This is a genomic window from Pseudomonas alcaligenes (assembly GCF_014490745.1).
In the GTDB taxonomy this organism is placed as follows: domain Bacteria; phylum Pseudomonadota; class Gammaproteobacteria; order Pseudomonadales; family Pseudomonadaceae; genus Aquipseudomonas; species Aquipseudomonas alcaligenes_C.
The window spans coordinates 1,833,013-1,858,290 of the sequence record NZ_LZEU01000001.1 but is presented as its reverse complement, the minus strand read 5'-3'; the positions used below and the strand labels follow the sequence as shown (position 1 = coordinate 1,858,290).

General features: G+C 66.3%; 25 protein-coding genes. 9 read left to right on the top strand and 16 right to left on the bottom strand.

Features of this window, described 5'->3' with window-relative positions:
* Positions 1–22: 22 nt before the first annotated feature.
* From A9179_RS08350 to dinG, 9 genes are all read right to left on the bottom strand, one after another.
* The gene (locus A9179_RS08350) at positions 23–1,168 is read right to left on the bottom strand and encodes a serine hydrolase domain-containing protein (protein ID WP_187805362.1); all 1,146 of its coding nucleotides are present in this window, start codon (positions 1,166–1,168) and stop codon (positions 23–25) included.
* 90 nt (positions 1,169–1,258) lie between these two features.
* Positions 1,259–3,664 carry a beta-agarase gene (locus tag A9179_RS08345; RefSeq protein WP_187805361.1) on the bottom strand — a complete coding sequence of 802 codons (2,406 nt, stop codon included), beginning with the start codon at positions 3,662–3,664 and terminating at the stop codon, positions 1,259–1,261.
* Positions 3,665–3,748: 84 nt separating this feature from the next.
* The gene (locus A9179_RS08340) at positions 3,749–4,849 is read right to left on the bottom strand and encodes a glycosyltransferase family protein (RefSeq protein ID WP_187805360.1); all 1,101 of its coding nucleotides are present in this window, start codon (positions 4,847–4,849) and stop codon (positions 3,749–3,751) included.
* Positions 4,849–5,571 (bottom strand): hypothetical protein, encoded by a 723-nt coding sequence (locus tag A9179_RS08335; RefSeq protein ID WP_187805359.1) that lies wholly within the window; start codon positions 5,569–5,571, stop codon positions 4,849–4,851. Before A9179_RS08335 ends, A9179_RS08340 begins: the two co-directional genes overlap by 1 nt.
* A complete protein-coding gene (locus A9179_RS08330; RefSeq protein ID WP_223123182.1) occupies positions 5,568–6,554 on the bottom strand; it encodes a hypothetical protein in 987 nt (328 codons plus the stop codon). The genes A9179_RS08335 and A9179_RS08330 overlap by 4 nt, the downstream gene beginning before the upstream one ends.
* A 67-nt stretch (positions 6,555–6,621) precedes the next feature.
* Positions 6,622–7,008 carry a YybH family protein gene (locus A9179_RS08325; protein ID WP_187805358.1) on the bottom strand — a complete coding sequence of 129 codons (387 nt, stop codon included), beginning with the start codon at positions 7,006–7,008 and terminating at the stop codon, positions 6,622–6,624.
* A 32-nt stretch (positions 7,009–7,040) separates the two neighbouring features.
* On the bottom strand, positions 7,041–8,066 hold the full coding sequence (locus A9179_RS08320; protein WP_187805357.1) for a glycosyltransferase family 2 protein: 1,026 nt from the start codon (positions 8,064–8,066) through the stop codon (positions 7,041–7,043).
* 85 nt (positions 8,067–8,151) lie between these two features.
* Entirely contained in the window at positions 8,152–8,988 is an 837-nt protein-coding gene (locus A9179_RS08315) for an SDR family NAD(P)-dependent oxidoreductase (RefSeq protein WP_187805356.1), read from the bottom strand.
* A 26-nt stretch (positions 8,989–9,014) separates the two neighbouring features.
* Positions 9,015–11,162, bottom strand: coding sequence for an ATP-dependent DNA helicase DinG (dinG, locus tag A9179_RS08310; RefSeq protein WP_187805355.1), 2,148 nt, complete (start codon positions 11,160–11,162; stop codon positions 9,015–9,017).
* Between the two features lie 88 nt (positions 11,163–11,250).
* On the opposite strand from dinG, the gene A9179_RS08305 reads away from it, so the two are divergent.
* Positions 11,251–11,715, top strand: a complete 465-nt coding sequence (locus A9179_RS08305) for a CopD family protein (protein WP_187805354.1) — start codon at positions 11,251–11,253, stop codon at positions 11,713–11,715.
* A 93-nt stretch (positions 11,716–11,808) separates the two neighbouring features.
* On the opposite strand, the gene A9179_RS08300 is transcribed toward A9179_RS08305, so the two are convergent.
* A complete protein-coding gene (locus A9179_RS08300) occupies positions 11,809–12,543 on the bottom strand; it encodes a PA1041 family peptidoglycan-binding anchor lipoprotein (RefSeq protein WP_187805353.1) in 735 nt (244 codons plus the stop codon).
* A 107-nt stretch (positions 12,544–12,650) separates the two neighbouring features.
* Complete coding sequence (locus tag A9179_RS08295) at positions 12,651–13,340, bottom strand: PA1041 family peptidoglycan-binding anchor lipoprotein (RefSeq protein ID WP_187805352.1); 690 nt, start codon at positions 13,338–13,340, stop codon at positions 12,651–12,653.
* Positions 13,341–13,454: 114 nt separating this feature from the next.
* Between A9179_RS08295 and A9179_RS08290 the strand changes: the two genes are divergently transcribed.
* Together A9179_RS08290 and A9179_RS08285 are read left to right on the top strand one after the other, a co-directional pair.
* Positions 13,455–13,943: a DUF6231 family protein gene (locus A9179_RS08290; protein WP_187805351.1), complete on the top strand. Its 489-nt coding sequence runs from the start codon at positions 13,455–13,457 to the stop codon at positions 13,941–13,943.
* 3 nt (positions 13,944–13,946) lie between these two features.
* On the top strand, positions 13,947–14,414 hold the full coding sequence (locus tag A9179_RS08285) for a YchJ family protein (protein ID WP_187805350.1): 468 nt from the start codon (positions 13,947–13,949) through the stop codon (positions 14,412–14,414).
* A 32-nt stretch (positions 14,415–14,446) separates the two neighbouring features.
* On the opposite strand, the gene A9179_RS08280 is transcribed toward A9179_RS08285, so the two are convergent.
* Positions 14,447–15,016 (bottom strand): hypothetical protein, encoded by a 570-nt coding sequence (locus A9179_RS08280; protein WP_187805349.1) that lies wholly within the window; start codon positions 15,014–15,016, stop codon positions 14,447–14,449.
* Positions 15,017–15,128: 112 nt separating this feature from the next.
* Here A9179_RS08280 and A9179_RS08275 point away from each other — a divergent pair, with 112 nt between their 5' ends.
* The 6 genes from A9179_RS08275 to A9179_RS08250 all read left to right on the top strand — a co-directional run bounded on the left by A9179_RS08275 (position 15,129) and on the right by A9179_RS08250 (position 21,813).
* Complete coding sequence (locus A9179_RS08275) at positions 15,129–15,611, top strand: LEA/WHy family protein (protein ID WP_187805348.1); 483 nt, start codon at positions 15,129–15,131, stop codon at positions 15,609–15,611.
* A complete protein-coding gene (locus tag A9179_RS08270; protein WP_187805347.1) occupies positions 15,608–15,808 on the top strand; it encodes an SEC-C metal-binding domain-containing protein in 201 nt (66 codons plus the stop codon). Before A9179_RS08275 ends, A9179_RS08270 begins: the two co-directional genes overlap by 4 nt.
* A 118-nt stretch (positions 15,809–15,926) precedes the next feature.
* Positions 15,927–18,461, top strand: a complete 2,535-nt coding sequence (locus tag A9179_RS08265; protein WP_187805346.1) for a penicillin acylase family protein — start codon at positions 15,927–15,929, stop codon at positions 18,459–18,461.
* 474 nt (positions 18,462–18,935) lie between these two features.
* Entirely contained in the window at positions 18,936–19,613 is a 678-nt protein-coding gene (locus tag A9179_RS08260) for a polysaccharide lyase family 7 protein (RefSeq protein ID WP_187805345.1), read from the top strand.
* 273 nt (positions 19,614–19,886) lie between these two features.
* Entirely contained in the window at positions 19,887–20,366 is a 480-nt protein-coding gene (locus A9179_RS08255) for a hypothetical protein (protein ID WP_187805344.1), read from the top strand.
* Between the two features lie 151 nt (positions 20,367–20,517).
* Complete coding sequence (locus A9179_RS08250; protein ID WP_187805343.1) at positions 20,518–21,813, top strand: OmpP1/FadL family transporter; 1,296 nt, start codon at positions 20,518–20,520, stop codon at positions 21,811–21,813.
* Between the two features lie 200 nt (positions 21,814–22,013).
* On the opposite strand, the gene A9179_RS08245 is transcribed toward A9179_RS08250, so the two are convergent.
* The 4 genes from A9179_RS08245 to A9179_RS08230 all read right to left on the bottom strand — a co-directional run bounded on the left by A9179_RS08245 (position 22,014) and on the right by A9179_RS08230 (position 25,277).
* Complete coding sequence (locus A9179_RS08245) at positions 22,014–22,568, bottom strand: glutathione peroxidase (protein ID WP_187805342.1); 555 nt, start codon at positions 22,566–22,568, stop codon at positions 22,014–22,016.
* Between the two features lie 175 nt (positions 22,569–22,743).
* Positions 22,744–23,949, bottom strand: coding sequence for an MFS transporter (locus A9179_RS08240; RefSeq protein WP_187805341.1), 1,206 nt, complete (start codon positions 23,947–23,949; stop codon positions 22,744–22,746).
* Between the two features lie 47 nt (positions 23,950–23,996).
* Positions 23,997–24,410: a MarR family winged helix-turn-helix transcriptional regulator gene (locus A9179_RS08235; protein ID WP_187805340.1), complete on the bottom strand. Its 414-nt coding sequence runs from the start codon at positions 24,408–24,410 to the stop codon at positions 23,997–23,999.
* A gap of 129 nt (positions 24,411–24,539) precedes the next feature.
* Positions 24,540–25,277, bottom strand: a complete 738-nt coding sequence (locus A9179_RS08230; RefSeq protein ID WP_187805339.1) for an adenosylcobinamide-GDP ribazoletransferase — start codon at positions 25,275–25,277, stop codon at positions 24,540–24,542.
* Between the last annotated feature and the right edge of the window lies 1 nt (position 25,278).

The following is a 25,278-nucleotide window of genomic DNA, read 5'->3' as shown; positions in this document are numbered from 1 at the left end:
CGGGCATCCATCAAACGAGGGTTCAAAGACATTCACGCAACACACGCGCCAGACGCTGCGCACGTGGATCCATCAATACATAGGGGCCGAGGCTGTTGCTGACAAAGCCGAACGCCACGTCGCTGTCGGGGTCGGCAAAGCCTACCGAGCCGCCGGCGCCGGGGTGGCCGAACGCCTTGCGTCCCAGGCCATAGGTGGCGTTGGCCACGTCCGCCTGGTCGAGCATGCAGCCCAGTCCGAAGCGGGTACGGGTCAACAGGGTGCGGTCTTCGCCGCAGGCGTGTTCACGGGTCATCTCGTTGAGCAGTTCGGCCTGCAGCAGACGACCATCCAGCAGGCCGGCATAAAAGCCTGCCAGGGAGCGGGCATTGCCATGCCCGTTGGCCGCCGGTTGTTGCATGCGCCGCCACTCCGCCTTGTTGGTGCTGGTGAGAATAGACGGCGGATTGGCAAAGGCACGGGTGCTCAGGGCCGCCGGCTCGCTCATCATGCAACGCAGCAGGCGCTGGGCCGCGGCATCGCCCATGTCGCCCTTCTTGCGGGCGATATGGGCAACGCGGGGAAACTCGCTGTCGGCCAGGCCGACATGGAAATCCAGGCCCAGCGGTTTGGCGATACGCGCCATGATCGACTCGCCGGGGCCGCGCCCTTCGATGCGCCGCAGCAACTCGCCGACCAGCCAGCCATAGGTGATAGGTGCATAGCCATGGGCCTCGCCCGGCGTCCACCAGGGTTGCTCGGCGGCTAGCGCGGCGGTCATCTGCGCCCAGTCGTACAGCGCCTCGGCCGGCAGCATGGCGTGCAGGGCCGGCAGGCCGGCGCGGTGGCTGAGCAGTTGGCGCGGGGTGATGCGCTCCTTGCCGGCCGCAGCAAACTCCGGCCAGTAGCGCGCTACCGGGGCGTCCAGCTCGAGCTTGCCCTCTTCCACCAGTTGCAGGGCCACCACGGCCGCGAAGGTCTTGGTGCAGGAGAACAGATTGAGGATGGTGTCGCTGTGCCAGGCCTGCTCGCCATCCTTGTCGGCCGTGCCGGCCCACAGGTCGACCACCGTTTCGCCGGCGATCTGTACGCAGAGGGCGGCGCCGCGCTCCTGCGTATCCTCGAACAATTCGGCAAAGGCCTGTTTCAGCGCCTCGAACTGCAGGTCGAAGTAACCCTGGATCTGCAAGCCTGACTCCTTAGACAACTCGGCTGGGGTGGCGCATTGTGGCAACCCCGGACGGCGAAGGAAACCTTCAGGAGACGGGCTGCAGGTGCCTCACTCGTGGCCATCACCGGGGCCATCATGGCCACCGGCGCCGCCATCTCCCGGCCCACCCGCGCCACCCGGGCCGCCGGCAGCGGCATCACCGGCACCGGCGTGTTCACCGCCACCTTCGCTCGGCTTGGCCGGTGCCTTGTTCGTCAGTTTGCCCAGCAGGGTTTCCGGCACCTTCAGGTTGGCCTTGCGCACCGCTTCGACGAAGCCCTGCCATGGCCGGTCGGTGATACCAACCAGGCCGAAGTGGCCGTTCTCGCCATCGAGCAGACGCCCGGTCGCTGGCTGGTCGAGGTACTGGAACCAGTGCACGCCGACGATCACCGGCTCTTCCAGGGCCTTGCCGAGGAACTTGGCGTAGGCCGGGCCACGCTCCTCTTCCTTGTACACCTCGCTGACGCCGCCCCAAAACGGGCCGCGGTCACGCGAGCCGAAGTGGAACTCGCTAATCAGCACCGGCTTGTCCAGCGCGCGCAGGGCGGCGAAGTCCTGGCCCTGCTGCGGTTCCGGCACGTACAGGTTGAAACTCAGCACATCGCAGTACTTGGCGCAGGCGGCGATGGCCTCCGGCGTGCTGATGGCAAAGCGACCGCCGAGCAGCAGGTGGTTGGGCGCGTGCCACTTGAGCGAGTCGGCAATGGTCTTGAAATAGGTCTCGGCGAACAGGCGCTGGAAGTTCTGCAGGTCTTCCTCGATCTGCGGGTGCTCCGCGCTCGGCAGCGGCGCCTCGAAGCCGGGATCCTCCATCAGCTCCCAGGCCCCCAGTTCGATACCCCAGGCCTTGGACAGGCCGCTCTGGTTGCGGTACTTGTCGCGCAGCTGCTTGAGGAAGGCGCGTTTGGCCGGTACATCGGTGGTCAGGCGCAGGGTGCCGTAGGCCAGGGCATAGCGGGCCTTGGGCTCGTTGCCGGGCGCGGCCCAGGCCAGCTCGTTGTCAGCGAAGAAGCCGAGCAGCCAGGGATCCTCGCGGCGATCACGGGCGGCAATGGCAATGGCCCGCTCGGCAGCCATGGCAAACCGCGGATCGAAGGGGTCGGGCATGCCGCCCCACCAGTCCAGGCCAGTGCTGATGGTGGCGTAATCGCCGGAGATCGACAGCGGCAGGCTGTAAGGCATGCGCTGGGCCGCGCCGAGGGTGTTGTCGCTCCAGTTGCCCAGGCTGTTGAAGCCCCAGGCCTGCAGGCGGTCGAGGCTGTGCTGGGCCCAGCGCTGTTCATCCAGCGCGGCTTTCGGGCACGGCGCCACCTCGGCAGTTGCTGGCGCGGCGCCTGCCGGCGCAGCACTCGGCGCGGCAGCAGCCGGGCACGGCTGGGCATAGCTGCGCTGCAGGTTGGCCCGGTAGAAGTCGAACCAGCGACCGTGGTCGAAGGCCCGCCCGCGGGAAGCGCCGGTGCTGCTGCGGCTGTCGCGCTTGCCGTAATAGGCGGCCAGCGCCTCGTCATCCTTGGGCAGCTTCTGGAACAGGCTTTCGCGCCCCTCGACATAGGTCTGACTTTGCCAGGCGCTGACCGCGTTGACGCCCAGGGAGTAGAACGGATGCCCTTCCGGGGTCACCAGGAACCAGCGGTCGTCGCGCTTCTCGGTACGGAAGAAGCCGCTGGCCTCGAAGCTCGGGCCGTTCAGCCAGCCGCCGAAACGATCCTGCTGCGGGCGTTTGCCCAGCCAGGCCTTGAGCTGCTCGGCCTCGCGCTTGGCCGACTCGCGCAGCTGCTGGTCACTGCTGATCTTTTCCGGCCACTGGCCACGGCTGTACTGGCCCCAGGCATCGATGCTGCCATCATAGGCCGCCTGCTGCGCACTGGCGGCATCCTGCACGCCGAAGCGACCGAGCAGGATGCTCTGCGCCGCTGCCGGCTTGTCCAGCGAGAGGATCACGGCACTGACCTGGGCCGCACTCAGCTCGCCGCTGACGGTTTCCGCCAGCAGCACGCGCTGGCCGTCCAGGCTGACCGGCATCGGCGGGCCGGCGCGCATGCCACGGGCCAGCGGCGAAGTGGCGGCCAGCGGCACCAGCAGGGTCTGCGCCGGGCCAGCCGGCAGGGCGATGTGGCTGGTGAGGATCTTGCCGTCACGGCTTTCGATCTGCACGTTCAGGGTGATCGCCCAGTCCATGGCGTTCTGCACCCGCAGGCTGACCGCGCCGGACTGCGACCAGTCCCAGTCGCCGCTCTGCGGCGCCAGGCGCAGGCTGGGGTGCTCGGCGGCATTGAAGGTGAAGCGGCGCAGCACCTCGCCTTCGGCGGTCGGCTCGGCAGTGAGCTCGGGGAAACTGGCCTGTTCGCTCTCCACCTTCACCACGTCGGTGGGCTTGATGAAGCTGAACAGGGTCTGTTGCCCAGCCGGGGCGGCAATGGCGGGGCTGGCGAGCAGAAAGGCGAAAACGGCGGGCAGGGAACGGCGGATCATGGGGCGGGTACTCCGGAAGACGCCCAAGTAGACAACAGCAGGGGCGCATGATGCCAGTGCAGGCGCAGATTAAAGCTCGCCCTGCTACCGCCCCGCGCCTGGCGCCGCCAACTGCAGGAGGCAGTCACCCCAGGCTTCCAGACGCTGCCGCGCCTGCCCCAGCCACGCTCCCGGCGCAGGCGCCACGGCGGCCAGACGATGCGCCGCGGCCGCCAGCTCCCGGGCAAAGCGCGGGCCGTCGCCGCGCCAGACCAGTACCTCGTGCAGCAAGCCCAGTTCGGCAGCCCGCGCGGCATTGCTCAGTTGCTCCGGCTGGTCGGTAACCAGCAGCAGGATCGGCCGCTGGTACACCTGCGCCAGCGACAGCGCCGCCATACCCGGTGCGGACAGGATCAGCGCACTGCCCGCCGCCGCATCTACCCAGCGAGGATCCCGCGCCTGCCAGCCGGGCCGGCCGGCGTAGCCTTCGCCCACCCGCTGGGCAGCCAGGCCGGCATCCTCCAGCCCCTGCTCCAGCGCCGCCGCCAGCGCCTCGTCGCGAAAATGCGGATTGAGGTACACCGCCGCATAGGCGGTCTCTGCCTCGCGCGGCACGGCCAGCTCCACCGGGGTCGGCAGGTTGAAGCTGCGTGGCGCGCATTCCTCGCCTCCGGCATAGGCGAAGTCATGCTGCAGGCGCCCGTGCGCGCGCCCCAGCTCCCAGCCGATGATGGCGGCAAAGCCGCGCGCCAACCAGGCAGGCAGACGGCCCTGGAAGTTGTCTTCGAGGGCCTGGCGCAGGCTGGCGCCATAGACATGCACGATCTTGCGCCGCCAGAACGGCAGACAGCCCATGACCAGCAGCGCCGGGTGGAAGGAGTCGTTGACCAGCAGATCGACCTGGCGCCACAGGCGCTGCAGGCGCCAGATATCGCGCAGCATGTGCCGCGGATCGAAGACATAACGGGCAATGGTGCGATCGGTGCGCCCGCGCAGCATGTTCTGCTGCCCGTCGAACTGCACCGCGTAGTGCCGCGACAGCACCTGCGCCGCGATGCCGAACTCGGCGAGGAAGGTCACCCCCTCGTCGGCCGTGGTCAGCACCTCGACCATGGCCCCACGTTCGCGCAAGGCACGGGTCAGCAGCTGGGCACGCATCAGGTGGCCACGCGCATCGGCGGTGGCCAGGTAGAGAATCCGCGACATCAGGCTCTGCGCTCGCCCAGCCACCCGCGCAGGCGCAGTACGCAGCCGGCCAGGTACATCGCCAGTGCCCCGCTCACGCCCCAGGCACGATCCACCGCGCGAGCCTCGGCCAGCAGACGCTGCAGCTGCGCCTGCTCCTCGGGCCGTACGATGCGGTTGAGAGTGCGCTGGCACAGTCGTACATGCTTGCGCTCGTCGTTCAGCACGCCCGCCAGCAATGGCCGCAGCGGATGGTCGGCGGCGATGACCGCGCAGTGGCGGGCCAGCACCCGCTCGGCCATCTGCTCGGCGCACAGGCCAATGGCATAGGCCGAGACCAGCAGGCCCTGCTGGAACTGCGGCCCGTGGGCCTGGGCAATTTGCTGCCAGCGACGGATCTTGGCCTGGCTGAGGCGATCCGGCAGCAGCGGCGCCTGCGGCTCCACGCCGCGCTCGCGCATGGCCGCGGCGAACGCCTCGCTATGCCCCTGTTCCTCGCGCAGGTGCTGCTGCACCTGGCGCTCCAGCCACTGCGGCGGTGTCGGCATCAACTCGTGCTGCAGGGTTTTCTCAGTCGCCTCTTCGCCGATCAGGTACATACGCAGCAGCAACAGCTCGCCGCCACGGCTGGCGTGCAGCTGACGCAGCGCGGCGCGCTTGATGCGATCCACCAGCCAGGCCTGCAGGCGCGGCCAGCCCTGCAGCGGCGGAGCCTCGAAGCTCAGCAACTGGTGCACGCTCATTGCGCCACAGCCACCGCCGCGCCTTGCTGGCCGGCCAGCACTAGGCCGATGAAGCTCTCCTGCAGGAAGGCCCGGGCCACGCTGCCGGCCTCGGGCAGGTCGACCTGCTGACCCTGGTAGCTCAGGTAGCCCTTGCCGTCGTGCGCGCCCAGCAGCAGCTTGCCATGCTTGGCGAAGCCGTCGGCCTTGAGCGACTGCAACAAGGGCTGGCGATCCAGGCCGAAGAGGAACAGGTCGCGCTCGACCACCTGCTGCGGCAGATGGCTGCGCAGGGCCTCCAGTTCCAGGCTCCAGGTGCCGCCTTGCAGCGCCTTGTCCAGACCGGCATGCCCACCCTGCACATAGAGGCTGGCACGCAGCGCCGGCAACGCGGCCTTTTCCAGGCCCAGGGCCACGGTGATATCGGCATATTCGGCCTTGGCCGCCTCGACCCGGTTGTCGCGCACCTGGACGAACTGCTTGGTCAGGCGCGCCGCAGTGGACGGCGAGGTCAACGCGGCCAGGGCCTGCTCGCGGCTCAGCAGCAATTGCGGCTGACCGGCCACGCTGGCGCTCACCTGGTAGACGTCGAGCTGCACGTCGCGCATGTCGCCCTTGACCGGCGCATGGGCATGCACGCTGCTGCTCCACTGCTGGCCATTCTTGCTCACCAGCAGGTGCAGGCTGACCGGTACGCGCTGGCCGCTCTCGGCCAGCGCGCTGCCCTGCAGCAGCAGGTCGCCGACCACCGCCTGCGCGGGGTAGTCGCGTTCATTACGCAGCTCCAGGGTCTTGCCGGCCTCGTCCAGCAACGCCCGGGTGCCGTCATCGTCCAGGGCGATGCGGTTGCAATCGCTCGGCGGCGTGCCGGCCGTTGCCAGCGGGCAGCCCGTGGCACTGGCGAAATGGAATACGCCGCGCCCCTGGAACTCCCCGGCCTGGGCCAGCGGCAGAGCCAGCAGCGCACTCAGATAAATGGCGGAACGGCAGATGGATGCTTTCACGTTGATCCCTTACGTGTGGGTGGATGAGCGCCCGTGCCGGTTCCAGGCTGCGGGCTTGCGGCGTGGTTCAGACCTGCGCGTCCAGCAGGTCGTGCCCGTACGAGTTGTCGATAACACAGAGCCAGGCGCCCTCGGCGCTGCGCCTGAATACATAGGTGGCCTTGCGCTCCACGCCAGGATGGTCGGCGGCTGCCACCAGTGTCCGGGCCAGTACCAGCGCCGTATCGCCCGTTTCGAGAATCTCCATGCCGCCCTGGCGCACTTGCAGGCTGTGGCCGAAATGGGCTGCGATGGCCACGAAGGCCTGCCTGATCTGAGCCTTGCCGACCGCATGCAGGCCCGGTTTGACCACCAGCAGGGCATCCTCGGCGTAGATATCCAGCAACCTGTCGAAGTCTTCCTGATTGATGGCGGTATCCGCCTGCTTGATCAGCAGTTCGATCGGATGCGGCATGCGGCAACCCTCCCCGGATAAACGCAGCCCACTCAGGCGCGGTGATAGGACAGCGCCTGGGCATCGGCAGCCACCTTGCGCCCCAGGGTGTTGATGCCGACGCCGCGTGCCAGGGCGCCCGCCATGTCGACCAGCGAGAAGGCCAGGATCAGCCCCATGGCGCCCAGCCGGCGCAGGCCGTGCACGGGTGGCAGATCCTGGTGGTTGAGCGCGCGCAGGCTGTAACCCAGGCGGGCGCCGAGAATGGTCAGCGGCGCCAGCGGGCCGCTGCGGGCGAACCAGTGCAGGCGCTGCGGCAGGTAGGCACGCACCAGATAGGGCGTCAGACCGACCGAGTCCTGACCACGCATCCAGCGCAGCTTGAGAGCTTCGCCACGGGTGTCCGGCAGGCGGTGTTCAGTGTGGGCAGCGGCAGCATAGTGCAGGGCGATGCCGGCCGCCTGCAGGTTCAGGCCGAGCACCTGGCAATGGGCGCGGTACACGCCATCCAGCGCCTGGTAGGCGTGCTCGGCGAATACATCGCGACGGAACACCACGTTGTTGGCGTAGAAATTACGGGTAGCCCCGGCCTGCAGCGGGCTGGGGAAGTACATGAAGTCGAGGGTGGTCAGCGCCGTGCCGGCCAGGCTGCTGCTATAGCTGGTACGTCCGGCCACCACGGCCGGCGGCTGCGCGGCGCACAGCGGCAGGAGCAGCTGCTCAAGCCAGTCGGCAGCGGGGATGCAGTCGGCGTCGGCGAATACCACATAGGCGCACTGCTCGGCCGAGGTGGCAGCAAAGCCGGCGTTCTTCGCCGCGTAGTAGCCGGTGCTGGCGTCGATCAGCACGAATTGCAGCGCCAGGCTGGAACGGCGCGCCAGCTCGGCACACACCTCTGCCGGCAAGCCGTCGTGGGTCACCACCACCTGGGCCAGCCGGCTCAGCGCCAGGCTCTGCCCTTGCAGATGGTCGAACAGGCGGCCGAGGCTGGCGGCGACCTTGTCCAGGTCGGCGCCGCCGCGCAGGTTGTTGGTTTCCAGTACCAGGGCCGTACGTGCGGCCAGATCGTGCAGGTTCATCCTTGTCCCTCGGGTTCATCCATGAGCGATGGCGGCAGACTAGCAGGCCGCCCGCGCCATCGACTTGCGCCAGCTCACGCCGGCGTCAGACGGTGCCGCCTTTCATCCGGTCGAGCCAGCGATCCGGCAGCAGGCGATTGAGCACGCGGAACAGCTTGGCCGGCACCGTCACCGGGTAGCGGGTGCGCGGCACGCGGCTGCGCAGCGCCTGCAGCACGGCCTCAGCCACTGCCTCCGCCGGGAGGGTGTACTTCACTGCGGCGCCCTCCTTGGCCAGGCGCTCCTCCATCAGCTCGTAGCTGGCGCTGTGGGCACCGCGACTGGTGTCCACATGCTTGCGCAGGGCCAGCAGGCTGTTGGCGCGAAAGCGCGCAATGATCGGCCCCGGTTCGATCAGCACCGCCTCGATGCCGCTGCCGACCAGTTCCAGGCGCAGGGTATCGACCAGGCCTTCGATGGCGAATTTGGAGGCGTTGTAGGCACCGCGCAGCGGCAGCGCGGCATAGCCCAGCACCGAGCTGTTGAACAGGATGCGCCCGTGGCCCTGGCGGCGCATTACCGGCAGCACCGCAGCGGTCAGCTCGGCGGGGCCGAACACATTGGTCTCGAACTGTTCGCGCCAGGCTACCCGCGGCAGATCCTCGATGGCGCCGGGCTGGCCGTAGCCGCCGTTGTTGAACAGCGCATCCAGCGTGCCGCCGGTCTGCGCCAGCACCTGGGCCAGGGCACTATGGATACTGGCCGGCTCGTTGAGATCGAGCTGGATGGCGTTGAAGCCTTCACTCTGCAGCTGCACCACATCCTCGGCCTGGCGCGCCGAGGCAAACACCTGCCAGCCCGCCGCCCGACAGGCGACAGCCGTGGCATAACCGATGCCGGTCGAGCAGCCGGTGATGAGGATGGAACGGGGCATCTGGGGCATGCAGCCTTCTCCTTGGCACGGGTCAGTCAGCTTATTTCACGGCGAAACGGTGGCAAGGCGTTGAGAATGGCCTTGCCGTAGCGCTGGGTCACCACACGGCGATCCAGCAGGGTAATGGTGCCGCGATCCTCTTCGGTACGCAGCAGGCGGCCACAGGCCTGCACCAGTTTCAGCGAGGCATCCGGCACGGCGATTTCCATGAACGGGTTGCCGCCGCGCGCCTCGATCCACTCGGCCAGCGCCGCTTCCACCGGGTCGTCCGGCACAGCGAAGGGGATCTTGGCGATCACCACGTGCTCGCAATAGGCACCCGGCAGGTCGACCCCTTCGGCAAAGCTGGCAAGGCCGAACAGTACGCTGTCCTCGCCGTCGTCGACTCGCGCCTTGTGCTTGTTCAGGGTCTCCTGCTTGGACAGGTTGCCCTGGATCAGCACGCGCTTGCGCCAGTCGCGCTCGAGGCCGTCGAACACTTCCTGCATCTGCTTGCGCGAGGAAAACAGCACCAGGGTGCCGCGCGAACCTTCGACCAGCCCCGGCAGATCGCGCACGATGGCCGCGGTATGCGCCGCCGCATCACGCGGGTCGGCCTTGAGGTCAGGCACCTTGAGCACACCGGCATCGGCATGCAGGAAGGGGCTCGGCACCACCGCGGTGACCGCCGCCTTGGGCAGGCCGGCGCGCATGCGGAAGCGGTCGAAGCTGTTCAGCGCGGTCAGCGTGGCCGAGGTCACCAGGGCGCCGTAGGCGACGTTCCACAGATTGCGCCGCAGGGTTTCGGCGGCGAGGATCGGGCTGGCGTTGACCTCGATATCGAATAGCGCACCGCCCTCGGCCAGGGTCAGCCAGCGCGCCATCGGCGGGCTGTCCTGCGGGTCTTCCACGGTGAAGGCGACCCACAGTTCCCAGTTGCCCTGGGCACGGGCCAGCAGGCTGCCGAACAGCGGGTACCACTCCTCCGCCTGGCCGCTGGAAACGCCCACGCCACTGGCTTCATCGTCCATCGCCTGTTTGAGCAGCTCGGTCAGGCGGGTGAACACATCGGTGAGTTTGGCGAAGCCTTTCTTCAGCTCGATGCCCAGCTCACGCAGGTGCTCGGGCACCAGGCCGCCGACAAAGCGGTGACGGGGTCGCTCGCGCCCCTCCATGTCCTCGCCGGCCTTGAAGTCGGCCAACTGCTCGCAGGCACTGAACATGAACTGCTGCTGGGTGCGCAGCTCGCGCGCCAGTTCCGGTACGCCCTCGATCAGGCGGCCAAGCTCGCCGGGCAGCGGATGCTGGGCCAGCAGCTTGGTCAGGTTCTTCTCCACCTGGCCGAGCCAGTCGGCGGTGCTGCGCAGGCGGGTGAAATGGGCGAAGTGGCCGATGGCCTTGTCCGGCAGGTGGTGGCCTTCGTCGAACACATACAGGGTTTCACGCGGATCGGGCAGCACGGCACCGCCGCCCAGGGCCAGGTCGGCCAGCACCATGTCGTGGTTGGTGACTATCACGTCGACCTTGCCCATGCCCTCGCGCGCCTTGTAGAAGGCGCACTGGCCGAAGTTCGGGCAATGGCGGTTGGTGCATTGGCTATGGTCGGTGGTCAGGCGGCTCCAGACCTGATCCTCCAGCTCTTCCGGCCAGCTGTCGCGGTCGCCATCCCAACGGTTGCCGGCGAGCTTCTCGATCATGCCGGTGAACAGCTTCTGGCTGCTCTCGTCGACATCCAGACGAAAGCCTTCCTCAGCGAACAACTGGGCCGTGGCACCTTGGGCCTCGCCTTCCTGCAGCAGCATGTCCAGCTTAGACAGGCACAGGTAGCGGCCGCGGCCCTTGGCCAGGGCAAAGCTGAAGTTCAGCCCGCTGTTGCGCAGCAGATCGGGCAGATCCTTGTGCACGATCTGCTCCTGCAGCGCCACGGTCGCCGTAGCGATCACCAGGCGCTTGCCGGCGGCCTTGGCCGTAGGGATCGCGGCCAGGCTGTAGGCCACGGTCTTGCCGGTACCGGTGCCCGCCTCCACTGCCACCACGGCCGGTTCGCCGTCCCGCTGCCCCTCGTCGTTGTGCCGGATCGCGCCCAGCACCTTGGCGATCTCGGCGATCATCAGGCGCTGGCCATAACGCGGCTTGAGGCTCTTGGCTTCGAGGAAGCGGCTGTAGGCACCCTGGATCTGGGACTTGAGTTCGGGACTGAGCATGGGGGCAAAAAACTGGATAAATTCTCAGTAGTTTACCGATAGGTTATGCTCGCGCGCCATCTTTAACCGTCCCGGAGCCGACAAGCCGATGACTGTCTTCGCCGCCCTTTACGCCCTGCATGTCCTGGCCGCCCTGATCTGGGTCGGCGGCATGTTCTTCGCCTGGATGATCCTGCGCCCCGCCGCGGTGAGCGTGCTCGAGGCCCCTGCCCGCCTGACGCTGTGGGCCGAGGTGTTCCGGCGCTTCTTTGTGTGGGTATGGATCGCCGTGCTGGCCCTGCCGGTATCAGGCATGGGCATGCTGCAGCTGCGCTTTGCCGGCTTCGAGACGGCGCCGCGCTACGTACACATCATGATCGGCCTGTACATCGTCATGCTTGCCCTGTTCTTGCGCATCCAGGCGCTGTTGCTGCCGGAGCTGCGCAAGGCCGTCGCGGCGCAGAACTGGCCGGCGGGTGGAGAAGCACTGGGGCGCATTCGCAAACTGGTGGGGATCAACCTGCTGGTCGGCCTGGCGCTGGTTGCCATCGCGGCATCCCGGCCCATGTTCTGAGGCCTGCGGGTCGATTGCACAAGGTTGGGAACTCCTGCGTCATCGGCATGCCGACAACGCAGGAGTGAACTGCAGGGCAACAGTGTCGGCCAGCTAAGGCTTGGCCTCGACTGCCGCCTCTACGCGACGGTTGACGGCGCGGCCTTCGTCGGTGCCGTTGTCGGCCACCGGTCTCGACTCGCCATAACCCACCGCCGATACACGATCACCGCCCACGCCATACTGGTTGACCAGCACGTCACGTACCGCATTGGCACGGCGTTCAGACAAACCCTGGTTGTAGGCATCGGTACCCTTGGAGTCAGTGTGACCCTCAACCACTGTAGTGGTCTGCGGGTATTGGCCCATGAAGTCGGCCAGCGCCTTGATATCGGCCTGACTCTCTTCCTTGACCACTGACTTGTCGAAGTCGAACTTCACATCCAGCTCGACGCGCACCGCATCGCTCACTTCGGCAATCGGCGCAGCCGGCTCCTCATTGCTCGGATAGACCGGCAACGGGCAGCCATTGTGACGAACCGGGGTATTGGGCGGGGTATCGGGGCAACGGTCGCGACGGTCGAAAACGCCATCGCCATCCTGATCGCCATCCTGGGCATAGCAAACCAGGGTACCGACGACCGCACCGGCCACCGCACCTCCAGCTGCCCAGGCTGAACTTTCGATTGCGCCAAGACCGCCTCCGGCCAGGCCACCAATCGCCGTACAAATAGGCCAGTTCCCTTGGTTGAGCGGCGCATCTCCCGTACTGGAAGTAGTGACGCAACCAGAAAGAACACTGCTGACCAAGAGAAGGGGTACTGCAGCCCTTGAGAGTCTTGTTCTCATGGCGGTGATCTCCTGTGTCACCGGTTGAATACCGGTAACACAGGAGTAAAGACCCGTCCCCCTAAGTGTACAAGCCAGCGGCCGCCGACTTGTACGGGGCACGGGGCTTACGGACGCGCTTCGACCTCAGCCTCAACGCGACGGTTGATGGCACGGCCTTCGGCGGTGGCGTTGTCGGCAACCGGTTTCGACTCGCCATAACCCTCGGCGCTGACACGATCCGGAGTCAGGCCGTACTGATTGACCAGCACGTCACGCACGGCGTTGGCACGGCGCTCGGACAGTTTCTGGTTGTAGGCGTCGGTGCCCACGGAGTCGGTGTGGCCTTCAACCGTGGTGGTGGTTTGCGGGTACTGCGCCATGAAGTCGGCCAGGGCTTTGATATCGCCGTAGCTTTCTTCCTTGACCTTGGACTTGTCGAAGTCGAACTTGACGTCCAGCTCGACCCGTACCGGCTCGGCCACTACCGCTTCCTCGACCACTGCAACCGGCTCCGGCAGCGGGCAGCCCTTCTCGTCGACCTTGGTGCCTTTCGGCGTGTCGCGGCAATCGTCGAGCTTGTTGACCACGCCGTCGCCGTCCTGGTCGCCGTGCACCCAGCAATAGGCCGCAGCAGTGATTGCACCAACGCCCAGACCGCCGGCAGCCCAGGACGCGCTTTCGGTAGCCCCGAGCCCGGCCCCAGCAACACCACCGATCAACGCACAAGGCGGCCAATCGGTTTCCGGCCCAGTGGCACAACCTGCCAGCAGGCTTCCGCATAGAATCAAAGGTACTGCTGTCCTTACCATACTCATCTGCTGCTCTCCTCGAAAGATCGGTTTATCCCGATGCCTTAGAATTAAAGACGGCGCTATTAAAATCCGCCAATCTAGAGCCAAACAGATTCAATAACCGGCCAAGAGACCTCCATGAGTGCACCACAAACGCCGCAGCAGGCCATCGCCGCCCTGCTCGACCGCTACCAGCCCGGCAGCCTGCTGCTGGTAGGCGCCGGCGACATTCCGGCCGTCGCCGCGTTTGCCGAAGCCCACCCCGCGAGCCATATCCATCAGGTACCGGCAGAGCCCTTGGACAAAGCGACGGCAGCCCAGCGCTTCGAGCTGGCCCTGCTGGTAGACTGCCTGGAACACCTGCCCAAACGCACCGGGCTGGAACTGCTCGGCGGTATCCGCAACCTCAACGCCAGCCGCCTGGCCGTGCTCGCCGACCTGAACGCCTGCGGCTGGCAGGAAGCCGACTTCTTCGCCCTCGGCCTGCGTATCGATGCGCGTTTCCAGCGCGAAGAACAGTGCCTGCACCTGTTCAGCTACGACCTGCACGACTACAAGCAGATCCCCGACTGGCTCAACGCCAAGTTCTGGGCCAACCCAGAAAACTTCGGCAAGTACTGGTGGTAGCCCATGAATGAAGCCTGCCCCTGCGGCAGCGGCGACATCCTGGAGCGCTGCTGCGGCCATTACCACGCCGGCACTCCGGCGCCCAGCGCGCAAATCCTAATGCGCTCGCGCTACAGCGCCTACGCCCTGGGCCAGATCGACTACCTGCTGGCCACCACCCTGCCAGCCCAGCAGGCCGGGCTCGACCGCGAGGCCATCCGCACCTGGAGCCTCGGCAGCACCTGGCTGGGGCTGGAGGTGGAAAGTGCCGAGCTGATCGGCGGCCAGCCCGAGCACGCCTTCGTCACCTTTACCGCGCGTTGGCACGACGGTAGTGGCGAACACAGCCACCGCGAACGCTCGGCGTTCGTCCAGCACGCCGGGCGCTGGTACTTCATCGACCCGACCATTGCGCTCAAAGCCGGGCGCAACGATCCCTGCCCCTGTGGCAGTGGGCAGAAATTCAAGAAGTGCTGCGCCCCTTACCTGTGAAATGACAAGGCCCTCGAATGAGGGCCTTGTTCTTACTGCAGCTTGAGATGGGACGTATCCGGCGGCGGTGCGGCCGGCGTGCCCTTGGCCTGGCCCATGTCGCTGCCCACCGGGGCCAGGCTGAACTGACTCAGGTCAACCTGCGGCGCCTGCGCATCGGGGCGGGCATCCTGCAGATCGGCGCCTACCGGGGCGATGCCGAAGTCCGGTGCCTCGACATCGGCGAAGGCCGCCATGTATTCGTCGCGCGGTACCACCCGGGCGCCAGGCGCGGCGCTGGCAACAGCCGCCACTGGCGCGGCTGCAGCGGCAACCTGCGGCTGTGGTGCCGGCGCCGGTGCGGCCGGCGGCGGCGCCAGCTCGACCTCTTCCACCGCCAGGGACTGGACGATGGCCACCGCCCCCGCGCGCTCCAGGGTGGCGCGGTACTTTTCCGCGCCGACTGCATCCAGGTTGCTCTTGATCACGATGCGCCGCCCGGAGAACAGCAGGGCAATGCGTTGCTCGTCGGCCTGGAACAGCCGCGCCAGGTTCTCCCGCACCAGCTCCGGCTGGGCGCCTGGCACCAGTTGCCCGGCAAAGGCAATCTCGTAGAGGCTCATGGTCACACTCCTGTCCAATTCGGCCCCCAGTATGGCGCAGTTTTTTTCCCAGAACAGCCCATGGCAGGCCGACCCGTGCTTGTTAAACTGGGGCCAAGCACGGGAGGCGCGCATGTTCAGATCGATCGGCCTGATACTCGCTTTATGCACCGCCCTGGGCGGCTGCAGCAGCTGGTTCAGCGACGACTTCGAGGATCCGCAGGTGCGCCTGCTCAAGGTCGACGTGGTCAAGGCCAAGCTGCTGGAGCAACAGTTCATCCTGCGCTTTCGCATCGACAACCCCAATGGCCAGGACTTCCCGGTGCGCGGCCTCGACTACGCCGTGCAGCTCAACGGCGTGCCCCTGGCCAGCGGTGCCTCCAGCGACTGGTTCGACGTGCCCGCCCGCGGCCACCAGGAGTTCTCGGTACCGGTACGCACCAACCTCTGGCGCCACCTGAAAGACATAGTCGAAGCCCTGGACAACCCCGAGCAGCCGATCCGCTACAGCCTGCGCGGCGAAGTGAAAACCGGCCTGTTGTTCGGTCGCAGCGTGCACCTGACGCGTAATGGCGAGATAATCCCCGGCAATTACATCCCGGAGGATTCCCCATGACCCAGCAAGCCCACGTCCACGGCCCGGACTGCAACCATGATCATGACCACGATCACCACCATGATGACGGCCATGTGCACGGCCCGCACTGCAACCACCACCAGGAGCCGGTGCGCAACCCGCTGAAGGAAGTCGGGCGCAATGATCCCTGCCCCTGTGGCAGCCAGAAAAAGTTCAAGAAGTGCCACGGCGCCTGATCTGAACACCCCGGCAGGGCCTCCGCGCCCTGCCCCGGCCGCCTGGCCCCTACCACCGCCCCACCTGTGCCCTCTACAATTCGCCCATTCTCCGACTCCCTGCGCCAGGAGCCAGTTCATGGGTTCGCGCCTGCTCAACCGTTCCGCATTCGTCGCCGCCGCTACCACCCTGTGCAGCACCCTGCTGCTCGGCGGCTGCCAGTCGTTCCTCAATAGCCGCTATGCCGCCAGCGTACCGCCGGATCAGGGCATCGTCCGCGTGCAGGGCCTGGCGCAGAGTGTGGTGGTACGACGCAACCCGCTGGGCATGCCGCTGATCGAGACCACCACCTTCCACGACGCGCTGTTCGCCCTGGGCTACGTGCACGCCAGCGACCGCCTCAGCCAGATGGTCGGCATGCGCCTGCTGGCCGAAGGTCGCCTGGCGGAGATGAGCGGCCCCGGGGTACTGGAAATCGACCGCTTCATGCGCACGGTCAACCTCAAGCGCAGCGCCGAGGTGCTGTACAAGAACGCCTCGCCGCGCATGAAGAAGTTCTTCGAGGTCTATGCCCGCGGCGTCAACGCCTACCTGTTCCGCTACCAGGACAAGCTGCCGATGGATCTGGCCGAGTCCGGCTACCGGCCGCCCTACTGGAAGCCGGAAGACTCGGTGCTGGTGTTCTGCCTGCTCAACTTCGGCCTGTCGGTCAACCTGCAGGAGGAGATCGCTTCGCTGGTACTGGCCGGCAAGGTCGGCAGCGACAAGCTGGCCTGGCTGCTGCCGACCTATCCGGACGAGCCGCTGCCGTTCGAGGAAGCCGAGAAGCTGCGCGGCCTGAGCCTTGCCGGCAAGATCCCCGGCCTGGCCGCGGTCGACCAGGCTGCCGGCCAGGTCGCCGCACTGAACATGCTCGGCGTCGCCGCTTCCAACAACTGGGCCATCGCCCCGCAGCGCAGCAAGAGCGGCAAGAGCCTGCTGGCCAACGACACCCACCTGCCGCTGTCGATGCCCTCGGCGTGGAACTTCGTGCAGATCCGCTCGCCGAAATTCCAGGCCGCCGGCGTCTCCATCGCCGGCGTGCCGGGCATAGTCGCCGGCTACAACGGCAAGCTGGCCTGGGGCATGACCATGGTCATGGGCGACAACCAGGATCTGTTCCTGGAGAAGGTCAAGCGCGAAGGCAGCCGCCTCTATTACCAGGCCGACGGCAAATGGCTGCCGGCCATCGAGCGTCAGGAAACCTTCTTCATCAAGGGCCAGCGGCCGATCCGCGAAAGCGTCTTCGAGACCCGCCACGGCCCGCTGCTCAACAGCGCCCTGGGCGAGCGCAAGATGCCGCTGCAGCCGCTATCGTTCGCCAGCGGCTATGGCCTGGCGCTGTGCACCCCGCAGCTCGAGGCCGACACCTCGCTGGACGCCTTCTTCGACCTGTCCCGCGCGCAATCGGTGGAACAGGCCTTCGAGGCCACCCGCGAGGTGCGCGCCATGGCCCTCAACCTGGTGTTCGCCGACGCCCAGCACATCGGCTGGCAGGTCACCGGGCGCTTCCCCAACCGCAAGGCCGGTCTCGGCCTGGTGCCTTCGCCGGGCTGGGACGGCGCCTACGACTGGGACGGCTACGCCGACTCCATGCTCCACCCCTACGACCAGGATCCGCAGCAGGGCTGGCTGGGCACCGCCAACAACCGCACGGTGCCGCGCGGCTACGGCATGCAGCTGTCCAACTCGTGGTTCTATCCGGAGCGGGCCGAGCGCATCGCTCAGCTGGCCGGCGCCGGCAAGCAGGATCAACAGAGCATGATCGCCATGCAGTACGACCAGACCACGCCCTTCGCCGGCAAGTTGCAGGCGATGTTCGAGGCACCGGGTATGGCCGCACCACTGAAGCAGGCCATCGACGCCCTGCCTGCCGGTGAGCGGGCCAAGGCCCGCGAAGCCTACGACCGACTGATGGCCTTCGACGGCCGCCTGAGTGCCAGCTCGGCGGATGCTGCGCTGTACAGTGCCTTCCTCCAGGAAAGCGCCAAACAGACCTTCGCCGACGAACTCGGCCAGGACAGCCCGGCCTGGCAAGCCTTGGTCAACACTGCCGACAACTCCTATTCGGCCCAGGCCGACCACCTGCTCGGCCGCGACGACAGCCCGTTCTGGGATGACCTCAAGACCGCGCAGAAGGAAGACAAGCCGGCCATCCTCGCCCGTAGCCTGGCAGCCGCGGTGACCTTCCTCGAGAGCAAGCTGGGTAGCAACCGCAGCGCCTGGCAGTGGGGCAAGCTGCACAGCTACAACTGGGTTAGCGATGCCAGCCATATGGCGCCCTACCTGAGCGCCAGCCAACGCAGCAGCATCGAGAGCGTTGCCGGCTACCTGAATCGCGGCCCCTATCCCGCCGGCGGCGACCACAGCACGCTGAACGTTTCCGCCTATCACTGGGGCAACGACTTCGACACCTGGCTGATCCCGGCCATGCGCATCGTCGTCGACTTCGGCCGCGAAGAGCCACTGATCGGCGTCAACAGCTCCGGCCAGTCCGGCAATCCGGCCAGCCCGCACTATGCCGACGGCATCGAGGCTTGGCTCAAGGGCGGCTACATGAGCTTCCCCTTCCAGTCGCGCAACATCGACAAGGTCTATGGCAGCAAACGCCTGCTACTGATGCCCGGAAAATAGCCCCGGGCGATGGAAGCGGACTGCCTTATCGCAGTCCGCAATAGCCCAGCCTCTCCCTGCTTCCCAGGCGCCTTCCGGCGCCTGTTTCTTGCCGACCGGCCTACTGTGGCGGCCATCACAAAACTGCACGATCCGCTCTAGGTCGCCTGTGCCAGCGCAGCCCTAACCAAGCGGACAGGTGCGTGGCAAAAAATCCTTGCGACTCAAGCACCCAATAGAGGAATAGGAATCTCCGTTCCGAAGTGCGCCAATTTAATGGCGCCACAAGTGCGACAAACGGCACTTAACCTCGCCCCCGGCAATCCGTATAAAGCGCCCATGCCAACTTGCTGACGCCATAAAACAGGCACAACAACTGGCATCCAGTCGCTTCATTCAGTGTGCGAGTTACCGGCAAGCAGGCCGGGCAGTTACAGATCCGGATTCGATCTGCGCTCCGAATGATCCACCGCCTCTTTTCGGAGCCTTTGCCTCATGATCGATCTCAACACCTGGAACCTCACCATCCCCGTCGGCCAGCCAGCCACCACCATCGAAACCCCGCAACTCGCCGGCGGCTACCAGGACGATTACTTCCAGAACATCAACGGCGCCATCTTCTTCTGGGCTCCGGTCAATGGCACCACCACGCCCAATGCCAAGTACCCGCGCAGCGAACTGCGCGAGACCTATGCCAATGGCGACGAGCGCAACTGGAAGTACAGCGCGGCCGACAACTACCTGAAGGCCACCCTGAAGGTCACCCAAGTACCGTCCACCGGCAAGATCGTCATCGGCCAGATTCACAACGTCGAAGGCGACGACCCGCCCCTCAAGCTCTCCTACCAGTACAAGAGCGACACCAAGACCGGCAACATCGTCGCCATCTACCGCCTCACGCCCGGCGCCGACACCGTCAGCACCACCATCTTCACCGGCGTGGCCCTGGGCCAGAACTTCACCTACAGCATTCGCCTGACGCCCAGCGGCACCCTGGCCATTGCGGTGAAGACCTCCACCAGCAGCACCTACAAGTGGACGGGCAAGCTGGACAGCGCCTGGGCCACGCAGAACATGTACTTCAAGGCCGGCGCCTACGTGCAGGACAATGTCGGCGATACCACCGAAGCCGGCTCCGTGAGCTTCTCCACCCTGACCATCGAGCACCTCTGAGCCCCGCCTGCCAGCTCGCCCTTGCCCGGCCTCGCCGCGGCAAGGGCACACCAGCCCTGACTTCCAGCCGCTACCAGCCCGGTGCTTTTAAGCACCGAGCGGCATATCAGCTACGATCAAAATCCTTAAACAGTTTAAAAACAGCCCTTTACAGCCGGTTTGTCGCACTACACTTCAAATCGAGCGGCTAACCCCGCTCCCGGTGGGGTCTTTATTAAAACCAAGAACAGCTGCCAGGCACCTGACCCCACCGGCACCCTATCGGGGGACTCCATGGGTATTGCCGCCAGCGAACTCTGCCAGTACGTCATCCGCCCTACCCTGCTCTACCTCGGGCGCCACTCTGCCACCGCCGAAGCCCTGCTGCTGGGGGCCGCCGCCAGCCAGTCGGAGCTCGGTTCGGCCCTCGGCGACCAGCATGGCCATGGCCTCTACCACATCAGCGCCCAACGCCATCGCCAGCTGTGGGATCAGCACCTGGCCCGGGATCCCGAACTGGCCAGCCTGGTGCGCGGCCTGGCCAGCCAGCATGCCTTTCTCAGCGCCCCGCACCTGGAACTGGCAGTCAACCTGCGCTACGCCACGGCCATTGCCTGGCTGCTGGTGGAACAGCAGCAGACCGTGCTGCCCGCCGCCGACGACCTGCACGCCCTGGCGCGCATCTGGCGTCAGGTTTTCCACCCTCACGGTCGCCTGCGCGACTTCCTCAGTGCCTGGCAACAATGCATCGGCCAGCAGCATCAGGCGGCCTGAACAACCCCGCCACGAACTGACCCAACAGTCAGATAGATAGCTCGGATAGGTTTCGCCAATAGTCCAAACAAATGCGATCTAGAGCGGTTGGCAAGGCAGGGCAAAAGGGTTAGTTTGCCGCCCCCTGTTTTTGCTGAACGCGAGTTCCCTGATGAAACAAACCTGGTTGAAGACCACCCTCGCCCTGGCCGTCAGCGCCATTTCCACCCACAGCTTGGGCAACGGACTTGCCATCAACGAACAAAGCGTCAGCGGTATGGGAACCGCCTTCGCCGGCCGCGCCTCGGCCGCCCAGGATGCCTCGACCCTCTACGGCAACCCGGCTGGCCTGAGCAAGCTCAAGCGCACCGAAGTGGTCGCCGGTATGGCGATGATCGACGCCAAGGTCGACATCGACGACTCCAGCGCCGAAACCCACAAGGGTGACATGGTGCCCCTGGCCTCCGTGCCGTTCGGCTACATCGCCACGCCGCTCAACGAAGACTGGCATTTCGGCGTCGGCGTCTACGTGCCCTTCGCCCTGATCAGCGACTACGAGAAGAGCTTCGGCGGCCGCTACAAGGGCCAGTACAGCAAGGTGCAGGTGATCACCCTGCAACCGACCCTGAGCTACCAGATCAACGACCGCGTGTCCGTTGGCTTCGGCCCGACCTTCAACAAGATCGACGGCAAGCTGACCAGCAAGCTGAACGATGGCGCCCTGCTCGGCGATGGCGACACCTCGGTCAACATCAAGGGCGACGACACCGCCGTCGGCTACAACATCGGCGTGCTGGTGGACGTCACCGACCAACTGGCCTGGGGTCTGACCTACCACTCCAAGGTCGACTACACCCTCGAAGGCCGCACCAAGATCGGCGGCGGCGACGGCCCGATCTTCAGCCAGTTCAATGGCGAGTACGACGCCCAGCTGGACTTCACCACCCCCGAGTCGGTCGATACCTCGCTGACCTACAAGCTGGACGACAAGTGGACCCTCTACGGCGGCGCCACCTGGACCCGCTGGAGCCGCCTGCAGGCCATCGTGGTAGAGAACGAAGGCACTCCGAGCATCCTCGGCAGCACCCCGCTGGCCGAAGTCAGCGAAGAGATGAAGTGGAAGGACACCTGGGGCTTCGCCATCGGCACCTCCTACCAGCTCAACCCGCAGTGGGTTCTGCGTACCGGCTTCGCCATCGACGCCGCGCCGACCGCCAACGACAACCGCACCGTGCGTATCCCGGTGGGCAACCGCAAGGTGTTCTCCCTGGGTGCCGGCTGGTCGCCAACTGCCGACATGACCATCGACGTGGCCTACTCCTACCTGCGCGAGAACGAAGCCAAGGTCAACCAGGCCGCCACCGAAATGAGCGCAGGCAATGTCTCGGTGGAAGTAGCACCGGGCTACAGCGCCACCTACAAGAACAGCGCCCATGGTCTGGGTGCGCAGATCACCTATCGCTTCTAAGAGCGTGCCTAGGGTCTCTTGATCGTCGGCCATGCTGCGTTGAAATTGGGTTCGGACTGCTCATTTACACCTCGTAAACTCCGCGTCCTCACCCAATTTCGCCTTGCCTGACTCTAGCTCAAAAGCCCCTAAACAAGCTCTACACAAACTAGTGACATGAAAAAGCCGGGCATTGCCCGGCTTTTTTCTGCCCGCAGGAATCACGGCTGAGTGGCGATGGCCTGTTCGATGGCCGCCTGCAAATCCTCGTCGTCCGGCTTGGTCAGGCTGGAGAAGCTGGCGATTACCTTGCCGTCGCGGCCCACCACGTACTTGTAGAAGTTCCAGCGCGGCGTGCTGCTCTGCTCGGCCAACTGACGGAACAGCGGCACCGCCTCGTCGCCACTGACGTGCTGCGCCTCGCTCATGGTGAAGGTCACGCCGTAATTGACGAAGCACACCTTGGCCGTCTCGCTGCTGTCGGCGTCTTCCTGCTTGAAGTCGTTGGACGGCACGCCCAGCACTTCCAGGCCCTGGCCCCTATAGCGCTGATACAAGACTTCGAGACCCTTGAACTGCGGAGCGAAGCCGCAGTGGCTGGCGGTATTGACCACCAGCAGCGGCTTGCCAGCGAAGCGCTGGCACAGGTCGATCTGCTCTTTCGAGCGCAACTGCTGCAACTGGCCCTGTTCCTTGAGCAAGGGCGGGCAGTCGGCCGCCTGAACCAGCCCGCCCAGCGCCAGTAGCACGTTAGCGGCGGTGAATCGGATGAACATGATGCCTACCTCGGCAATGACGATGAGCCAACGCTACTCGCCTGCGCCGGGCAGAACAATCAGCACAGGCTCATGTTCAGTTGCAGCAGGGCAAGGCCGCCATACTGCCAGCCCCACCAGGCCAGGCCGAGCAAGGCGACAAGCAGCGCCACCAGCCCGCCGGCAAGCGCCCTGCTCACGCGGCCTCCGCCGCCCGCAGACGTTCCACCGGCTGCTCGCGCACCGGCCAGTTGAGCGCCGCCGCCAGCAGCCCGAGGAGGATCGACAGCTGCCAGACCAGCTGGTAGCTACCGGTATGGTCATACAGATAGCCGCCCAGCCAGCCGCCGAGGAAGGCGCCGAGCTGGTGGAAGAGGAACACGATGCCGCCGAGCATCGACAGGTTGCGCACGCCGAACAGGGTGGCCACCGTGCCATTGGTCAGCGGCACCGTGGACAGCCACAGCAGGCCCATGGCCACGCCGAAGGCATAGGCGCTCCACTCGCTCAGCGGCGAGTAGACGAAGGCCACGATCACCAGCGTGCGCAGCAGGTACAGTGCAGTCAGCAGGCGCGGCTTGGACAGCCGCCCGCCGAGCCAACCGGCGATATAGGTGCCGAACACGTTGAACAGGCCGACCAGCGCCAGCACCGTGGTGCCGACCTTGGCCGCCAGGTGCTGGTCGACCAGGTAAGCCGGCAGGTGTACGCCGATGAATACCACCTGGAAGCCGCAGACGAAGAAGCCCAGCGCCAGCAGCCAGAAGCCGGGGTGGCTGCAGGCCTCGCGCAGCGCCTCGCCCAGGCTCTGTTCGGCACCCTGGGCCGGCAGCGGCTGGTCACGCACCATCAGCGCCAGCGGCATGATCAGCGCCACCAGCAGGCCCAGCGCCAGCAGCGCGGCCGACCAGCCCAGCCAGCCGATCAGGCCGAGGCTGCCCGGCAGCATGGCGAACTGGCCGAAGGAACCGGCCGCGGCAGCGATACCCATGCCCATGCTGCGTTTCTCCAGCGGCACGGCGCGGCCGACCACGCCCAGCAGCACCGAGAAGGAAGTGCCGGACAGGCCGATGCCGATCAGCAGGCCGGCGCTCAGCGACAACGACGCCGCCGAGTCGGCATGCGCCATCAGCGCCAGGCCGGCGGCATACAGCAGGCCGCCAGCGGCGATCACCCGGCGCGCGCCGAAACGGTCGGCAATCGCCCCGGTGACCGGCTGCGCCAGGCCCCAGATCAGGTTCTGCAGGGCAATGGCGAAGGCGAACACTTCACGCCCCCAGCCGAATTCGCTGCTCATCGGCGTGAGGAACAGGCCGAAGCCATGGCGGATACCCAGCGACAGCGCCAGGATCAGCGAAGCACCGAGCAACACCCAGCCACTGGTACGCCATACGGAAGTCATGATTCATCCTCTGCGGGCAGGCACCCGCCTGATAGCAACAACAAGGCTCAGTCGAGCCGTTCCAGATCGTCCAGCAGTTCGAACAGCAAGGCTCGCCGCTCGCTGCCAATCCGCTCGGCCAGGTGTTTCTGCGCCCGCTCCCAGACCTGCAGCGCCTGGCTGACGCAGGCCTTGCCGGCGTCGCTCAGGCTGACCAGGCGGTTGCGCTGATCCTCGCCGCCGGCCAGCAGCACCAGGCCGCGCCCCTCCAGCACCTTGAGGTTGCGCCCCAGGGTGCTGCGATCCAGCCCCAGCGCTTCGGCCAGCGTACTGATGCTCGGCTGGCCCAGGCGCTGCAGGTTCTTCAGCAGCGAATACTGGGCAGCGTTGATCCCGATGCCAGCAAGGGCATCGTCGTAGACTTTGGTCACGCTGCGGCTGGCGCGGCGCAACTTGGTACACAGGCAGTGGGTTGGCAACATGATTAGATGTATATACCCGCATCAGGCAAAAAGCCCGCACAGTTGCCAAGCAACCAAGCGGAACAGTTGCTGAGATCGAAACGTAGGGCGGGTGAAACCCGCGCCCCGATCACCCGGGTTTCACTCGCCCTACAGCAGCGCCAGGGCCACCAGCACCGCGCATTCGGCCAGTTCCAGCAGCGCCCCGGCGGTATCGCCAGTGGTGCCCCCCAGGCGGGCGACGAAGGCGCGGCGCAGCAGGTAGAAGGCCAGCAGCGCGGCGAGGATGGCCGCCAGCCCACTCCAGCCGAAGACCAGCATGGCCAGGCCGTTGACCGCCAGCAGCAGCGGCAACTGCTGGCGCGGCAGATGCTGGCTGAGCGCCTCGCCCAGGCCGCCGGCGCGCACATAGGGCGTCGTCAGAAACAGCAGCGGCAACAGGCTGCGCCCCAGCCAGGGCGCCAGCAGCAGCGCCACCCATTGCCCGGCCTGCAGCAACGCGACCAGCGCGACGAACTTGAGCAGCAGCACCAGCACCAAGAGCACCACGGCAATCGGCCCGCTGCGCGGATCCTTCATGATTTCCAGGGTGCGCTCGCGGTCGCCGTAGCCGCCAACCCAGGCATCCGCCGTATCGGCCAGGCCATCCAGATGCAGGCCACCGGACAGCCCCACCCAGGCCGTCAGCAGCAAGGCCGCATGCAGCAGCAGCGGCGCACCGCCCAGCAGCAGATGCAGGGCCAGCAGCAAGCCGCCAAGCAGCAGGCCCACCAGCGGATACCAGAGCAGCGAGCGGCCGATATCCGCCGACGCCGGCATACCTGGCAGGCGTACCGGCAGGCGGGTGAGGAACTGCAGGGCGATCAGCAGGGCCAGCGGCAGGCGCATC

Excerpts from the sequence above, each read along its gene's own strand:
- A9179_RS08345 (WP_187805361.1), bottom strand. The coding sequence starts at position 3,664 with ATGATCCGCCGTTCCCTGCCCGCCGTTTTCGCCTTTCTGCTCGCCAGC.
- A9179_RS08340 (WP_187805360.1), bottom strand. The coding sequence starts at position 4,849 with ATGTCGCGGATTCTCTACCTGGCCACCGCCGATGCGCGTGGCCACCTG.
- A9179_RS08335 (WP_187805359.1), bottom strand. The coding sequence starts at position 5,571 with ATGAGCGTGCACCAGTTGCTGAGCTTCGAGGCTCCGCCGCTGCAGGGC.
- A9179_RS08325 (WP_187805358.1), bottom strand. The coding sequence starts at position 7,008 with ATGCCGCATCCGATCGAACTGCTGATCAAGCAGGCGGATACCGCCATC.
- A9179_RS08320 (WP_187805357.1), bottom strand. The coding sequence starts at position 8,066 with ATGAACCTGCACGATCTGGCCGCACGTACGGCCCTGGTACTGGAAACC.
- A9179_RS08315 (WP_187805356.1), bottom strand. The coding sequence starts at position 8,988 with ATGCCCCAGATGCCCCGTTCCATCCTCATCACCGGCTGCTCGACCGGC.
- dinG (WP_187805355.1), bottom strand. The coding sequence starts at position 11,162 with ATGCTCAGTCCCGAACTCAAGTCCCAGATCCAGGGTGCCTACAGCCGC.
- A9179_RS08305 (WP_187805354.1), top strand. The coding sequence starts at position 11,251 with ATGACTGTCTTCGCCGCCCTTTACGCCCTGCATGTCCTGGCCGCCCTG.
- A9179_RS08300 (WP_187805353.1), bottom strand. The coding sequence starts at position 12,543 with ATGAGAACAAGACTCTCAAGGGCTGCAGTACCCCTTCTCTTGGTCAGC.
- A9179_RS08295 (WP_187805352.1), bottom strand. The coding sequence starts at position 13,340 with ATGAGTATGGTAAGGACAGCAGTACCTTTGATTCTATGCGGAAGCCTG.
- A9179_RS08290 (WP_187805351.1), top strand. The coding sequence starts at position 13,455 with ATGAGTGCACCACAAACGCCGCAGCAGGCCATCGCCGCCCTGCTCGAC.
- A9179_RS08285 (WP_187805350.1), top strand. The coding sequence starts at position 13,947 with ATGAATGAAGCCTGCCCCTGCGGCAGCGGCGACATCCTGGAGCGCTGC.
- A9179_RS08280 (WP_187805349.1), bottom strand. The coding sequence starts at position 15,016 with ATGAGCCTCTACGAGATTGCCTTTGCCGGGCAACTGGTGCCAGGCGCC.
- A9179_RS08275 (WP_187805348.1), top strand. The coding sequence starts at position 15,129 with ATGTTCAGATCGATCGGCCTGATACTCGCTTTATGCACCGCCCTGGGC.
- A9179_RS08270 (WP_187805347.1), top strand. The coding sequence starts at position 15,608 with ATGACCCAGCAAGCCCACGTCCACGGCCCGGACTGCAACCATGATCAT.
- A9179_RS08265 (WP_187805346.1), top strand. The coding sequence starts at position 15,927 with ATGGGTTCGCGCCTGCTCAACCGTTCCGCATTCGTCGCCGCCGCTACC.
- A9179_RS08260 (WP_187805345.1), top strand. The coding sequence starts at position 18,936 with ATGATCGATCTCAACACCTGGAACCTCACCATCCCCGTCGGCCAGCCA.
- A9179_RS08255 (WP_187805344.1), top strand. The coding sequence starts at position 19,887 with ATGGGTATTGCCGCCAGCGAACTCTGCCAGTACGTCATCCGCCCTACC.
- A9179_RS08250 (WP_187805343.1), top strand. The coding sequence starts at position 20,518 with ATGAAACAAACCTGGTTGAAGACCACCCTCGCCCTGGCCGTCAGCGCC.
- A9179_RS08245 (WP_187805342.1), bottom strand. The coding sequence starts at position 22,568 with ATGTTCATCCGATTCACCGCCGCTAACGTGCTACTGGCGCTGGGCGGG.
- A9179_RS08240 (WP_187805341.1), bottom strand. The coding sequence starts at position 23,949 with ATGACTTCCGTATGGCGTACCAGTGGCTGGGTGTTGCTCGGTGCTTCG.
- A9179_RS08235 (WP_187805340.1), bottom strand. The coding sequence starts at position 24,410 with ATGTTGCCAACCCACTGCCTGTGTACCAAGTTGCGCCGCGCCAGCCGC.
- A9179_RS08230 (WP_187805339.1), bottom strand. The coding sequence starts at position 25,277 with ATGCGCCTGCCGCTGGCCCTGCTGATCGCCCTGCAGTTCCTCACCCGC.